Annotated in this window: 17 protein-coding genes and 1 pseudogene; 10 read left to right on the plus strand and 8 right to left on the minus strand. The window is 52.5% G+C overall.

Going from position 1 to position 13,703, the window contains the following annotated elements; translation table 11 throughout:
* Nucleotides 1-11: 11 nt before the first annotated feature.
* Nucleotides 12-1,184: an RNA-guided endonuclease InsQ/TnpB family protein gene (locus TLL_RS03075; protein WP_011056452.1), complete on the minus strand. Its 1,173-nt coding sequence runs from the start codon at nucleotides 1,182-1,184 to the stop codon at nucleotides 12-14.
* 114 nt (nucleotides 1,185-1,298) lie between these two features.
* On the opposite strand from TLL_RS03075, the gene ispD reads away from it, so the two are divergent.
* Entirely contained in the window at nucleotides 1,299-2,003 is a 705-nt protein-coding gene (gene ispD / locus TLL_RS03080; RefSeq protein WP_011056453.1) for a 2-C-methyl-D-erythritol 4-phosphate cytidylyltransferase, read from the plus strand.
* On the opposite strand, the gene TLL_RS03085 is transcribed toward ispD, so the two are convergent.
* Both TLL_RS03085 and TLL_RS03090 read right to left on the minus strand, forming a co-directional pair.
* Complete coding sequence (locus tag TLL_RS03085; RefSeq protein WP_011056454.1) at nucleotides 1,995-2,384, minus strand: hypothetical protein; 390 nt, start codon at nucleotides 2,382-2,384, stop codon at nucleotides 1,995-1,997. The two genes, ispD and TLL_RS03085, sit on opposite strands and share 9 nt — an antisense overlap.
* A 99-nt stretch (nucleotides 2,385-2,483) precedes the next feature.
* On the minus strand, nucleotides 2,484-3,665 hold the full coding sequence (locus TLL_RS03090; protein ID WP_164920725.1) for an aldo/keto reductase: 1,182 nt from the start codon (nucleotides 3,663-3,665) through the stop codon (nucleotides 2,484-2,486).
* A 451-nt stretch (nucleotides 3,666-4,116) separates the two neighbouring features.
* Between TLL_RS03090 and TLL_RS13465 the strand changes: the two genes are divergently transcribed.
* The 7 genes from TLL_RS13465 (at nucleotide 4,117) to lipA (ending at nucleotide 8,809) form a co-directional block, all read left to right on the plus strand.
* Nucleotides 4,117-4,284, plus strand: a complete 168-nt coding sequence (locus TLL_RS13465) for a hypothetical protein (RefSeq protein WP_011056456.1) — start codon at nucleotides 4,117-4,119, stop codon at nucleotides 4,282-4,284.
* Nucleotides 4,285-4,338: 54 nt separating this feature from the next.
* Entirely contained in the window at nucleotides 4,339-4,722 is a 384-nt protein-coding gene (locus tag TLL_RS13470) for a hypothetical protein (protein ID WP_011056457.1), read from the plus strand.
* Between the two features lie 16 nt (nucleotides 4,723-4,738).
* Nucleotides 4,739-4,873 (plus strand): hypothetical protein, encoded by a 135-nt coding sequence (locus tag TLL_RS13010; protein WP_269441367.1) that lies wholly within the window; start codon nucleotides 4,739-4,741, stop codon nucleotides 4,871-4,873.
* A 100-nt stretch (nucleotides 4,874-4,973) separates the two neighbouring features.
* Nucleotides 4,974-5,672 carry a helix-turn-helix domain-containing protein gene (locus TLL_RS03105; RefSeq protein ID WP_011056458.1) on the plus strand — a complete coding sequence of 233 codons (699 nt, stop codon included), beginning with the start codon at nucleotides 4,974-4,976 and terminating at the stop codon, nucleotides 5,670-5,672.
* Between the two features lie 71 nt (nucleotides 5,673-5,743).
* Entirely contained in the window at nucleotides 5,744-6,889 is a 1,146-nt protein-coding gene (locus TLL_RS03110) for a sugar phosphate nucleotidyltransferase (RefSeq protein WP_011056459.1), read from the plus strand.
* Between the two features lie 16 nt (nucleotides 6,890-6,905).
* Nucleotides 6,906-7,910 (plus strand): permease, encoded by a 1,005-nt coding sequence (locus TLL_RS03115; protein ID WP_011056460.1) that lies wholly within the window; start codon nucleotides 6,906-6,908, stop codon nucleotides 7,908-7,910.
* 2 nt (nucleotides 7,911-7,912) lie between these two features.
* Complete coding sequence (gene lipA, locus TLL_RS03120; protein ID WP_164921111.1) at nucleotides 7,913-8,809, plus strand: lipoyl synthase; 897 nt, start codon at nucleotides 7,913-7,915, stop codon at nucleotides 8,807-8,809.
* 134 nt (nucleotides 8,810-8,943) lie between these two features.
* Here lipA and TLL_RS03125 read toward each other — a convergent pair whose 3' ends face one another.
* Nucleotides 8,944-9,474, minus strand: coding sequence for a Dps family protein (locus TLL_RS03125; RefSeq protein ID WP_011056462.1), 531 nt, complete (start codon nucleotides 9,472-9,474; stop codon nucleotides 8,944-8,946).
* 207 nt (nucleotides 9,475-9,681) lie between these two features.
* Between TLL_RS03125 and TLL_RS03130 the strand changes: the two genes are divergently transcribed.
* Nucleotides 9,682-9,981, plus strand: a complete 300-nt coding sequence (locus TLL_RS03130) for an Asr1405/Asl0597 family protein (RefSeq protein ID WP_011056463.1) — start codon at nucleotides 9,682-9,684, stop codon at nucleotides 9,979-9,981.
* A 414-nt stretch (nucleotides 9,982-10,395) separates the two neighbouring features.
* Here TLL_RS03130 and TLL_RS03135 read toward each other — a convergent pair whose 3' ends face one another.
* The 4 genes from TLL_RS03135 to TLL_RS03150 all read right to left on the minus strand — a co-directional run bounded on the left by TLL_RS03135 (nucleotide 10,396) and on the right by TLL_RS03150 (nucleotide 13,351).
* Complete coding sequence (locus TLL_RS03135; RefSeq protein WP_164920726.1) at nucleotides 10,396-10,725, minus strand: hypothetical protein; 330 nt, start codon at nucleotides 10,723-10,725, stop codon at nucleotides 10,396-10,398.
* 10 nt (nucleotides 10,726-10,735) lie between these two features.
* Entirely contained in the window at nucleotides 10,736-11,902 is a 1,167-nt protein-coding gene (rpoD, locus tag TLL_RS03140; protein ID WP_164920727.1) for an RNA polymerase sigma factor RpoD, read from the minus strand.
* A 555-nt stretch (nucleotides 11,903-12,457) separates the two neighbouring features.
* Nucleotides 12,458-13,153 carry a hypothetical protein gene (locus TLL_RS03145; RefSeq protein ID WP_011056466.1) on the minus strand — a complete coding sequence of 232 codons (696 nt, stop codon included), beginning with the start codon at nucleotides 13,151-13,153 and terminating at the stop codon, nucleotides 12,458-12,460.
* A gap of 9 nt (nucleotides 13,154-13,162) precedes the next feature.
* The gene (locus TLL_RS03150) at nucleotides 13,163-13,351 is read right to left on the minus strand and encodes a hypothetical protein (RefSeq protein WP_164920626.1); all 189 of its coding nucleotides are present in this window, start codon (nucleotides 13,349-13,351) and stop codon (nucleotides 13,163-13,165) included.
* Here TLL_RS03150 and TLL_RS13475 point away from each other — a divergent pair.
* Nucleotides 13,322-13,546 (plus strand): annotated as a pseudogene (locus TLL_RS13475) (phosphate ABC transporter ATP-binding protein); the annotation flags it as partial. The gene TLL_RS03150 and the pseudogene TLL_RS13475 overlap by 30 nt on opposite strands.
* Nucleotides 13,547-13,703 lie beyond the last annotated feature (157 nt).

Below are 13,703 nucleotides of genomic sequence, written 5' to 3' on the forward strand. Positions count from 1 at the left end.
GATTCCCAAAATCACTTTTGAGACTTTCTGCTTCTTCGCAGTTGCCCTCCAGACGTATGTCTATCAGGTCTTACACCCGCTCCACAGACTGTAACCGTGTGTCCCACGGCCAAAATATTCCGAGCGGCATTTATATCCCGATCATGGTGCGCCCCACACTTAGGACAGTCCCATTCTCGGACGCTCAATGGCAACCGCTCAACAATGTGACCACACTGTCCACAGCGTTTAGAACTGGGAAACCATCGGTCAATCTTCACCAGTGTCCGACCATACCACTGGGCCTTGTATTCCAATTGCCGTACCAGTTCACCCCATCCAGCATCACTGATGGATCGGGCAAGCTGACGGTTCTTGACCATATTCTTCACAGCCAACGACTCGATTATGATCGCTTGGTTTTCACGTATCAATCGAGTCGTCAACTTGTGCAAATGGTCTTTTCTGGAATCAGAGATTTTCTGGTGAATCTTGGCAACTTTCAACCGCGCCTTATCCCAATTGCGAGAGCCTTTTTGTTTGCGACTCAAAGACCGCTGCGCCTTACGGAGTCGTTTGTAGTAGCGGTTAAAGTGCTTGGGGTTGGCAATCTTTTCCCCTGTACTCAGGGTAATGAGGCTGCTCATCCCTACGTCCAAACCAACCGACGGGTCGACGGGCTGCAGTTTCAACTCTCTGGGGTCATCAAACCTCAGACTGATGTACCACTGTCCAGCAGGGTTAAGCCTGATGGTCACCGTGGATGGTTCAACACCATCTGGAAGCCGTCTCGACCAGCGAATATTCAGCGGTTCGTTGCACTTTGCCAAGAATACTTTTGCGTCTTTCCACCTAAAAGCAGACTTGGTGAATTCTGCGCTGCCACCATTGCGTTTCTTTTTGAAGTTGGGATATTTTGCCCGACCTGCAAAGAAGTTACTGAAAGCAGATTGCAGATGTCTCAATGCCTGCTGCAAGGGGACAGAGCTAACCTCATTCAAAAACTGAAGGTCATCTTGCTTCTTCCACTTAGTAAGCAAGGCAGAGGTTTGAACGTAGTCAAGTCTCTCTTTTCGTTCATACCAGGCTTCTGTTCTCACTGCCAGTGCTCGATTATAAACCAACCGAACACAGCCCAATGTTCTCCGAAGCAGGGATTCTTGCTCGGTCGTTGGGTAGAAGCGGTAACTGAAAGCCTTTTGCATGCTTTAAATTATAGCGATTATTCTGTGAGTAACACAACTATACTTGGCAGTCACAGACTGCCGCTCCTATCCCTCCCCTCCCTAAAGGAAGGGGTCTCTCGGAGGTAAAGATGAATGCACATCCTCATTCCCGCCGCCGGCATGGGTAAACGCATGGGGGCAAGCCACAATAAACTGCGGTTGCAACTCTTGGGTAAACCCCTTTTGGCATGGACCTTGGCAGCGGTGGCGGCTGCCGAAGCGATTGAATGGATTGGGGTCATTGGCCAGCCAGAGGACTTTCCCATTTGGGAAGCTCTCCTGGAGGACTTGAACCTACGGCAGCCCGTCCATCTCATCACCGGGGGTGAGACCCGTCAAGCATCGGTGTTTCATGGGTTACAGGCCCTTCCCAAAACGGCTGAGCAGGTGCTGATCCATGATGGTGCCCGGTGTCTTGCCACCCCCGATCTGATTAATCGTTGTGCCCAAGCCCTAGGGACCTATGCAGGCCTGATTGCAGCGGTGCCCGTCAAAGATACGATTAAAATTGTCAATCGTGAAGGTGTTGTTGTCCAAACCCCAGAGCGAGACTCCCTTTGGGCCGCCCAAACTCCCCAAGGCTTTCGCGTCGAGCCCTTGCGTATTGCCCATGAAATGGCTGTGGCTAAGGGCTGGGAAGTCACAGACGATGCTGCCCTCTTTGAACGCCTAGGCTATGCCGTCCATATTGTTTTAGGGGAGGAGACAAATCTCAAGATAACCACTCCCAGCGACCTACCCCTTGCAGAACGCATCTTGCAGCATCGCCGGGAGCAAGAACAGGATACCCTAGGCTAAAGTTTCCGGACAGTAGCCCAAGCCCTGAATAAACTGTTTGCGAAATGCCTCAATGTCATCGTAGTTGGGATAGCCGTGGGAGACAATCGCCACTTGGTAACGGCGCATAACATCCACCATTGATTGGCCGGTTTCCAGGGCCCAGAATGCCATTTTGAGGGCGATCCCCGGTGTGTAGGGGAATCCCAACTCGTTCAAGAAGGCGCGGAAATCCCCTGCCTCTTTGTCGCTGAGGGGCGAATGCATTTTAATGCGGATGACCCACCCATCCACTTGATGAATCACGGTAACAAACTGAACTGGTAGCTTGGCGTATTCATGCAAGAACTGCACAACCCGCAGGGTAAGGCTGGCATTGCTAAGGTGATAAATGAAATCCATGGTGTTGACCTCTTACCCTTGATACCTTCATTGTCCGTGGCCCAGGGGGCGATCGCCTAGGGGAATTGTCCGCAATTTGCTGGGGGAACCTCCCTATTCTTAGGATTGAGATAATCGCTGCCGGGGAGTGCCACTTAGGAGATCATGGGCCGCTTGTAAAATCCTTGGAATCTTTTGCCGATGGGGACTGTGCCGTAAACAGGGGCCTAAATCCAAGTCTTTGATCCGTGCAGCATTTGCTCCCGGAAACCAGTGGCCACCGTTGCCCAGCAGGTTATAGCGCATACGGGCATAGTCCAGCAAATCGTAGGCCTGCACTAGGTTCCACAGCCAGAGAATGACGGGGATATTCACTTCACCGGGGGTGTGCCGGTAGTCTGGCAATCCCTCATGCCAAGTGTGGTACCAGTCTTCCCCCAAGCGGTCAATGGCGGCTTGCTCCAGCCGTGCCAAGATCGGCGGTAGAATCTCACCTGCCTGATCCAGCAGCTCGAGGGCCTTGAGATGTTCATCAAAGTCACTGGGACGAGCCGCACCGATACTCAGGGTGTGCACCTGGGGATGGGAGAGGCAAAAGAGATCGTTAAAGACCATTGGGCTTAAGGGGGCACAGAGTTCCACAAGGCGTTGGGGTGGTTTGTAGAGCATTCCCCCCTTGTCTGCCGGGCTAATGATAAAAACCCCCATATCACGGGCTTGAGCATCGAGGATGGCAGGCCAATTCTGTTGATTGATGTAGTACCAGTGCAGATTAACGTAATCAAAGACATCGCTGGCGATCGCCTGGCGAATCACCTCTAAGCTGCCATGGGTAGAAAAACCAATGAAGCGAATCTTACCTGATGCTTGCCATTCCCGCGCTACATCTAAGCATCCCCCCGGCCGCAGTACCTGCTCTAAATGCTCCGGCAGGTTCAGGCCATGGATAGCGAGTAAGTCAATGTAGTCTAACTGGAGGTTCCGCAGTGAGGTTTCGAGGGTTTCCCGAAACTCCTTGGCAGTGGGTCGCGGCCCCACCTTGGTTTGGACAATGAGCTTTTCGCGGGGCAGCCGAGGCAGAATTTTCCCCAACTGAATTTCGGAGGTGCCATAGCCGCGCGCCGTTTCAATGTGGGTGATGCCCAAGGCCAGAGCACGCCGAATAGTCGCCTCTAGGTTGCGTTGATTTTCTGCGGGAATGGTACTGGGATTGACATCCTGCCAGGAAAACTGATAGCGCATGCCGCCACAGGAAAAGACAGGCATTGGCAGTTCGGTACGACCAAAGCGACGGTAGCGCATACTGCACTCAACGAGGGTTCCTTCACTATTTTGTCGGAATTGGCGGCCCCTGGTCATTGGTGCCTAACTCAGCAGTCAACACCCGCTACTCCCCTGAGCTAGGCTAGAAGAAATCACCGAATTCTTTTGTAGGTCCTAAAAAGCCATTCTCTCCTGCCCCTTCTCCTTTCCCTGCTGGCTACCCTCCGACTTCTGAGCATGGCTGGGTGCTGGTGCTTCACCGCATCAATAACGGCGGAGCCATTGCTAATGGCGGTTTCAATTTAGGAGTCAAGGGTCAATCCACCTTTACCCAGGTGAAGAATGCCCCCAGCGGTCTTTATTAATTAATTAGGGCGGTAGCCGCACTTGGACACCCCTTCGCCGCAATGTCGATCCGCTGCTGCAAGCGGCTTGGCCCAATTTTCAACTGCGCTACGTAGCCCCACCGGGATCGGGCAGTGGCATCGGCATGCTATCGAATAATCAACTGTCTTTCTCACAATCTTCCGGTTCCCTCAACGAGGAAGAGTTAACCAAGGGGGCGGCTCAGGGCATGAAATTAACTGCCATTCCCGTTGCCATCGATGGGCTGGCGATCGCCCTCAATCCAAGGCTAAACATTCCTCACCTGAACTGACGGTGCAACAAGTGGTGGATATTTATTAGGGGCAAAATAAGCAATTGGCAGCAGGTGGGTGGCCCCAACCCAAGGATTATCCCCGTCTCTCGCTGTCCGCAAGAGGGTGGCAGCGTTGAATACTTTAGCCAAGCAGTGATCGGGAAGCAGCCCGTTGGTCGCAATGTGGTGAGGGTTCAGGATACTACCGATGGCCTACGGCGGGTTGCTGCGACACTGGGGGGCATCGACGATGCCTCTGCTCCAGAGGTGGTGGGTCACTGCAGTATCCACCCGCTTCCCCTCGGCCGCCCAGTCAATCAACGAGTCAATCAGAATCAATCTGTGCCCCCCTACCAAGACCCCTACGTTCCTGTGGGGCGTTGCCCCCAAGAGCGCAACCAACTGAATCATCCTGCATTTCAACAACAGGGGACTTATCCAATTAAGTCCAATTAAGCGCCGTCTATTTGCGATGGCCAAGGCAGACAATAGCCTCGATGCCAAAGTAGGCCGTGCCTATGCTGAGCTCTTACTGACTGATCAAGTCTTACTAACTGATCAAGGGCAAGCAGCCATTGAAAAAGCAGCGTTTGTCCGCCTGCGCTAGGGGAGCGATCGCCCCCTGAATCGGCTTTTGGACAAAATCAACATTCTGGCACCGCCACCCCAGATAATAGATCTGGCCACCTGCTTCTCAATCTGGAGCCATGACCTACAAGCGACTCAGTGACAGCGAACGCCAGCGTGTCTTTCAACAGTACACTGCCGGAGAAACGATCAAAGCTCTGGCAGGGGAATTTGGTGTTAGTGAAAACACCATTCGGCGTGTGATCAAACAAATGGAAGAGGAAGCGGCTGCCCCTGAAGCCCCTCTACTGGCTGCAGCAACGACGGATGACATGCCAGAGGAAGAGGATCTAGAAGATGTAGAGACGGCAGAGGCTGTTGTTCTCGATGAGGATGACTACAGCGATGCAGCGGACGATGATCTCGAAGATGAAGAAGAACTGGAGGGTGACATTCCTCTTCCCGATCTCACCGATGTGGAAGTGGTGCAGTCTGTGGAGGTCATTCCCCTTTCAGAAGCGGTGCTGCCCCGTCCCTGCTACGTTGTCGTTGATCGGCGGGCGGAACTGCTCACCCGCCCCCTAGAAGCCTTTCGCGGTTTAGGTGCCCTCTCCAGTGAGGAAGCACAACAAAGTACCCTACCCATTTTCGATAGCCGCCCTGTGGCTCTGCGCTATTCCCAACAAAACCAACGCCTCTATAAGGCCAGTGATGTCCAGTGGCGCAAGACCGTTGTTAAGGTACCTGATGGTGAAATGCTGCGGAAAGTGCGCAGCTATCTTCAGTCCAAAGGGATTACCCGCTTGCTGTACCATGGGCGGGTGTATGCCCTCGATTGAGGTAAGCTAGGGGCATTGACGAAGAGTGGGGGCAATTGCCCCAGACGTTTAAGGAGATTGGTAAAAGTTTTATGAAAGCAATGATCTTGGCGGCTGGAAAGGGCACGCGGGTACGCCCGATTACATACACCATTCCGAAGCCAATGATCCCAATTCTGCAAAAGCCCGTGATGGAATTTCTAGTGGAACTCCTGCGTCAGCATGGGTTTAACCAGATTATGGTAAATGTGAGCCACCTCGCCCATGAAATTGAAAGCTACTTTCAGGATGGGCAGCGGTTTGGGGTGGAGATTGCTTATTCCTTTGAGGGCTATATCAAGGATGGTGAACTCGTTGGTAAAGCCCTAGGGTCTGCGGGCGGGATCAAGCGGATTCAGGATTTTAACCCCTTTTTTGATGACACCTTTGTGGTGCTGTGTGGTGATGCCCTCATTGACTTGGATTTGACAGCGGCCGTGGCTTGGCACCGCCAAAAGGGGGCGATCGCCACCGTGGTTATGAAAACAGTGCCCAGAGAGGATGTCTCAAGCTATGGCGTTGTTGTTACTGACAAGAGCGATCGCATTGTTGCCTTCCAAGAAAAACCCAGTGTTGAAGAAGCCCTGAGCAACCATATCAACACGGGGATTTATATTTTTGAGCCAGAAGTGATCGACTATATCCCCTCCAATCAGGAATACGACATTGGCAGCCAGCTTTTCCCCAAACTGGTGGAAATGGGTGCCCCCTTCTATGGCTTGGCGATGGACTTTGAATGGATTGACATTGGTAAAGTCCCCGACTACTGGCAAGCGGTGCGCGGCGTTCTTAATGGCACGATTAAAAATGTTTCGATTCCCGGCCATGAGCAGTTTCCCGGCATTTATACGGGGCTAAATGTGGCCGTCAACTGGGATAAGGTCACGATCCAGGGACCGGTCTACATTGGCGGCATGACGAAGATTGAAGATGGAGCAACAATTATTGGACCGACGATGATTGGCCCCAATTGCCACATTTGCAGCGGTGCGGTCGTCGATAACTGTGTCATTTTTGAATATTCTCGCCTTGGTTCTGACGTTCGTCTTGTGGATAAGTTGGTTTTTGGTCGCTACTGTGTTGATAAAACAGGTACAACCATTGACCTGAAGGCCGCTGCCCTCGATTGGTTGATTACCGATTCACGGCAAACGGATATTCAACTGAGTCCCCTCGAGTTGAAGGAGATGATGTCCTAGACCCCGCTCTACGCCCATGACATTTACGAATCAGTTGCAAAGTGGTTTTACCCTTTTTCTGAGCCTACTGGTGGAGGCACTGCCATTTCTGCTACTGGGCATTTTGCTTTCTAGCGTGCTGCTGCTATTTGTGGATGAGCAGGCACTGATTCGTCGCTTACCGCGATCGCCCCTGCTGGGGGCTTTGGTGGGCAGTTGCATCGGTTTTCTTTTTCCCGTGTGTGAGTGTGGCAATGTGCCGGTGGCGCGGCGATTGCTGGTGCAAGGACTGCCTACATCCGTGGCTATTGGTTTTTTGTTGGCGGCACCCACAATCAACCCGATTGTGATTTGGGCAACCTGGACGGCCTTTCGCGATCAACCGGAGATTGTTGTCTTTCGTGTCCTTTTTTCGCTGGCGATCGCCACCATGATTGGCTGGGTTTTTAGTTTCCAAAAGGATCTAACCCCCTTTTTGCAGCCCACGGTAACCCGCCTAATGCGCCGCCGCCAACCCCAGGCAACTGTTGTCCCTGCCCTGCTTCAGTCGGGCACCTACCTGTTGGGAACCCCCGGTCAACCCCTGGCCATGGAAACCCTAACGCTTTCGCCACTGACTGCAACGATTCCTTGGCAGCAGCGTCTGCCCCAAGTCCTAGAGAATGTGGTGCAGGAATTTCGTGAATTGGGGGGGATTCTAGTCCTCGGCAGTCTAGGGGCGACAATGATTCAGGTGGCTGCCCCACGGGAACTCATCCTCAGCCTTGGCCAAGGGCCAGTGGTCTCGATTGTAGCAATGATGATCCTGGGCACCGTGATTTCCATTTGCTCAACTGTTGATGCCTTTTTTGCCCTTGCCTTTGCTGCCACGTTTACGCCGGGGTCAATCCTTGCGTTTCTGGTCCTCGGGCCGATGGTTGATCTCAAGGGACTAGGGTTATTGCTGACAATTTTTCGTCCCCGCGCCCTGATGTACATCTTTCTGTTGGTGGCACAATTGACGTTTTCTCTTTGTTTGTTTTTGAATTTGCAATGGAGTTAGCCGTGGTTGTTAAGCCAGAGTGGTTACGGGTCAAAGCACCCCAGTGGCAGCGGGTGGGTTCCGTCAAGGAACTGTTGCGGGACTTAAACCTCAATACTGTTTGCGAAGAGGCCTCTTGCCCCAATATTGGTGAATGTTTCTATCAGGGAACGGCCACATTTTTAATGATGGGTCCAGCTTGCACCCGGGCTTGCCCCTACTGCGATATTGATTTTGAGAAAAAGCCATTGCCTCTGGATCCCACTGAACCCCAGCGACTAGCTGAAGCAGTGGTGCGGATGCGTCTCAATCACGTTGTCATTACCTCGGTGAATCGGGATGATTTGGCCGACGGGGGTGCCTCTCAGTTTGTCGCCACGATTGAGGCTGTGCGGCAGCGATCGCCCCAAACAACAATTGAAGTCCTGATTCCCGATCTCTGCGGCAACTGGCAGGCCTTGGATCAAATTCTTGCTGCCGGTCCGGAAGTACTCAACCACAACACCGAGACCGTGCCCCGTCTCTATCGGCGGGTGCGTCCCCAAGGCAACTATCAGCGCAGTCTGGAACTGCTGCAGCGGGTGCGCGATCGCGCCCCTTGGATTTACTCAAAATCGGGCATTATGGTGGGTCTAGGGGAAACCAGCGAGGAAGTGGTGGCCCTCATGCAGGATTTGCGCCAAGTGGGTTGTGACATTCTCACCATTGGTCAGTATCTGCAACCCAGTCCCAAACATCTAGCGGTACAGGCCTTTATTCCACCAGAGCAATTTGAGGAATGGCGCCGCCTGGGGGAATCGATGGGCTTTTTGCAGGTGGTTTCCTCTCCCCTCACCCGTAGTTCCTACCATGCTGAGCAGGTGCGGGCTCTGATGCAACAGTACCCACGTCAGCGTCCTGCCCCAAGTCCTCTTGGATAGGGTTATTGCAATTTAGTTGCAACTAGGCTACGCTAAGCAATAGGAAAAATCTGCATTAAGAAACCCCCAAATGGGGGGATTCTATGAACAACCATCAACTTATCTTAGGATTCGTTAACTCAGACGACACAAAACTACACCTTGAGGCTGTCATTGGCCAGAAAATGACCAATATGGTAAGCACGCTCCTCCGTTTTCAAGAGGATTTGATCGTAGAGGTAGGCCGTGGCGCGATCGCCCAAACTCTCAGCTTGGGTTGCCTGTTGGCGCAGAACACCGATAATGGCCTGCTCCGCTTGCAAATCATTGCTGAGCATTTGCCGGCAGTTGAAGGCCCCTTCGGGTTCAGGGGTAAAGCAACAAAGAGCCGCCAACTGTTGGAAACCCGCCACAGGTACGCCCCCCAGACCATTCAGGCGCTCTCCCAAAGCATGGACGTGGTCTTGCACCTGTTCATAGCAGTCTTGGAAAAACTGGTGCAGTGGATAAAACTCTGCCCCCTCAACAACAAAATGATGCTTCTGGTACTGCAAATACAGGGCTTGGAAACTGGCCAAGAGGCGATTCATCCCCTCACAGATCGGGGTAGTGGTGGCTTTCTCCAGCAAGATAACTGTATCAGCCATTTCGCCAAAGGCTTGGCGTGGCAATGCACTGGTCGTCATAGGACGATACTCCTTTGCGGACAGAATAATGAAGCATCCCAGTTACAGCTTTTTACACAGCTATGGAGGCCGGTTAGCCCACCCTTAAAAGCCCCTCTAGGAGGATCAACGATGTAGGCATACCCAAAACTCAGAAAAGAGCTGTAACTTGAACAAGCTGATCTTAAACTATCCATCGCTGTATTTCAATAAGGGAGGACTTATTGAATGTCTATAAACCCCCAGGTTATTGCAGTTCAGTGGCAATTGCGCTGGCCAATTTATCAGCGGTTGACTGAGCTAGAGGTGCCCTGTGAGTACCTCCCCTATCAACCCCTCACTGTTGAGGTCAACTCCCCCTTAGCGGCATTGCAGGTGTGGTCAGTGGTACGGCAAATGTCTGCTTCCCGTGACACCCTAGTCGCTTGGTTAGAACAGTGCTGGAAGTGCAACATCACAGCAATAGTGCAATACCCCGCCGTTACTGATGAAGCGAATGGTTCCACAGGGCTGGATTCGAGATCCTGAAATTTCGACTGCGGAAGATTGAGCACTAGAGGCACTGCTGAATCCTAAAATCAGGCCCAAGCCAAGTAGGCAGCTTTCTAGAGGCTTTCCCCAAGAACGCCTATAGACTCCTTAACACCGAAGTTGGTAGTTGCCGGTAATGTCTAACTGCCTTTTGTTCCTAAGCCTAGATAAGAGTATCAGTTTGCATTTGAGAATGGACTTTGAGAATGGACAAAGAACTGCTTAGCTGAACGTTAAGGAATTAGAGACAACGCCTAACTATCTTGGGCACTATCTGGGGGAACCGGTAGGTGGCCATCGGGGAGATCTCAATAAAAGTAACGGGGTATTCGACTGCACAATGGGACTACAGCCTAGGAATACCCCGATCGCCCCCATGGGGGGAGGAATTTGACGAGTAAAAATGGATAACTAAGTAATGGGCGTCATATCTTCAGAACGCTCTGTACCTTCAGACTCCGGCAGGACCACCGGCAGTTCCAAAGAAGCAGCACCAGAAGCAGAGGTCGGGGCATCCGTTTGCGGCCGCCGTTGCCAGAGGGTCACCCCCACTGCGCCTGCGGTAATCGCACCCACCCCCAGTCCAAGGGCGATCGGTAGCTTGCTGCTATGGAAGAACGCAGGATTGCTCAGACTGTCACTGAACCCTTTATAGGCACAGGCCTGGGCGGAACTGGCTTGCGCCATTGCCACCAGAGTGGCAGACAGACCAACGGTCAGGGCAATGAGGGGACGCAACATAAACAACTCCTTAACGAATGTATTCTTTGAGGACACTGTTGCGGTTGGGATGGCGCAGTTTCCGCAAGGCCTTGGCCTCAATTTGGCGAATGCGCTCACGGGTTACGTTAAAGAGTTGACCAATTTCCTCCAACGTTTTCATGCGACCATCGTCCAAGCCATACCGCAGTTTTAACACATCTCGCTCGCGGGGGCTAAGGGTGCACAATACTGTTTCTAAATCTTCGCGCAGCAGGTGCTTCGACACTTGATCTTCAGGGGTTTCACCGTCGGATTCAATAAAGTCTCCGAGACGAGAATCCTCTTCTTTGCCAATGGGGGTTTCTAGGGAGATGGGGAGTTGTGCCGATTTGGCAATGAAGCGCAGTTTTTCAATCGTCATTTCCATGCGATCGGCAATTTCCTCTTCCGTGGGTTTGCGCCCCATTTCCTGGGAGAGGAGTTTGGTGGTTTTCTTAATCCGCGAAATGGTTTCATACAGGTGCACGGGCAGACGAATGGTGCGGGACTGATCGGCAATGGCGCGGGTAATGGCTTGGCGAATCCACCATGTCGCGTAGGTGGAAAATTTATAGCCCTTTTCGTGATCAAATTTCTCAGCAGCGCGGATGAGCCCTAGGCTGCCCTCTTGAATCAAGTCTTGAAACGATAGGCCCCGGTTCATGTATTTTTTGGCGATCGAGACCACCAGGCGCAGGTTGGACTGCACCATTTTTTCCTTGGCTTTGCGACCGACAAAAAGACGATGGCGAAATGCCGGCACCGTCATCCCCAGTTCTTTGGCCCAAGGTTCAGGATTCCGCTCCAGTTCTTCAGCCGTACAGCCCAGTTCTTGGCACAGGCGATCGCGCACCCGCTCCATTTCTAGGAGATCGGCAATTTTACGAGCCAGTTCAATTTCCTCATCGGCACGCAACAGACGAATGCGGCCAATTTCTTGCAAATAGAGGCGAATCGAGTCCTCGGTGTAATGTTTCTTCTTGACTTGTGTCCGTCGTCGGCTGGCACGACCTTTTGTAGGCTTGCCGTCGAGATCATCGCTCACCTCCTCAAAGTCTTCGCTCTCCTCTTCCTCGATCTCTACCGCATCAAGGCCATAGTCACTGAGCAGAGCCACCTCATCTTCAAGGGGGGCTGTTGCGGGGTCGTAAACGTCAAGTACATTCGCTTGGGTCATGCCGTTGTCCTCGTAAAGTCTCCCTAAATGTGTATTGTCAGTGTATTGTCGGCAACCGTTGCCTTCAGTGACGCTAGAATCGTCAGCCACATTTCAATCATGGAATGCAGCTAAGGAAAGCGGTTGGACGGGGGAATAGGCTCTAGATTCCACATCCTCAGGCTCTCTGCCGCTAGATCATCTTGAAAAAGTTCCTGTGTGACCCACGGGGTCAGGGAGCAGGCAGTTGCGAGCGGTTGAGACTGTGCAGGAATCTTTTGAGTAATTTTAACTAAAACCTCATTGATTGTAGCCTTTCTAACAGAAATCGCCCATAGGAAAGGGATAAAATTTTTCAGGATTCAGGTCTAGCGATCGCTCGTGTCACGATCTGCTAACAAATTCTAATTTATTGCTGCCAGATAAAATTCATATCCCTGCCGCGGGAAATTTCTTGCTTCTAGCCTAGCTCATTTATCCCCGTTTTGCCGCCGCTGTTACGTTTGATCAGGGAATGCCCGAATCGTGGCTTGGAGTGCTTGAGTGCGTCTGACTTGTCATAGCACCGCAGGGGGATCACCCGCCCATTGTGCAATTCCAGAGCCAAGGGAGCCGACCGTCTGCCCCTGTTGCCACGGGAGAGTTGCACGATGACGTCCTTGAGGTCATGCCAAGGGACGGTTTTCTTTTCTGTCCTGAGAAGGCTGCTATATTGCAGCGATACCACACCTGCGGTTTTATCAAAAACCGGCACCAGCACCTTGGCACCGAATCAAGATCAGGGGTAACCCTAGACCCCAGCCGATGGCCAAAATCAAAAACCCCCACCAGCGGTTGTCTTCTACTAATGTTAAAGGGGGATGTTGGGGCTGCTGTAAAAAATGATGAATGATGGATACGTTCGGCAATGGCTTCTCGACTCTGGCGATCGCGCGTGAATTGACCAAAGGCAATGGACCCCCCTGTAGTTTGTAGGTGCACCTGATAAACACGGTAGCGTCGTCCGCGACTAGAGCGCCACTGCTCGATAATGTCCACCCCTTGGAGCCGATTCAGGGGAACTTGGGTGATCTGTACCCCCGTTGCCCCAGAGCGCACCCAGCGACAGCGACTATCAATAATGCGAACCTGATGGTGACACACTAGCTCATAGCGGGCTGCAAACCCAATCGGTACAGCACTACCCCCACAGAAAATCAGATCCGCTAGCCACACCCCCCAGAGGCGACTGCGCAAAATCAGCCGCCGCGGAGATTCCTCGATAATTTCCATGCCCCTATTCTAGGGGGTCGGATGATTGGCATGAGCCTCTTGAAAGATAACCGGACGCCGCAGAACCGCTTCAATGGTCACATTGGGTTCGGGCACCCCCCTGACGGCAGTTCCCACCTCTAGACGAGTAAACTGAGTGCCTGAGGCTCCCCCTCGGAGGGGAATTGAGACGAACTGGTAGAAACCTCGCTGCGGCAAGCGGCGTTTTGGGATGACGTCAAGGACAAGCTCAAAGACAGTGGCCTGTCTCTATGGGGTAGAGAACAACAACGCCTCTGCATTCCACGGGCGATCGCCACCAAACCCGGGGTCATCCCCATGGATGAACCCTATTCTGCCCTTAAGCCGATTTCTACCCTCAAGGTGGAAGAACTGATCCATAAATTGAAGCAGAACGTGCGACGCGAAAGCTAGCCAGATGATTGTCCCACTAGCCTAACAAGCTAGAACGGGACCGGTTGTTCCCCCAGCTGTAGCCTAGGGAGGCATGCGTGACTGGTAACGGTCAGGTATGAAGCCCTCCCGACAATGTAGCCCAAACCGTAAGGTT

It is taken from the genome of Thermosynechococcus vestitus BP-1 (genome assembly GCF_000011345.1).
In the GTDB taxonomy this organism is placed as follows: Bacteria; Cyanobacteriota; Cyanobacteriia; order Thermosynechococcales; family Thermosynechococcaceae; genus Thermosynechococcus; species Thermosynechococcus vestitus.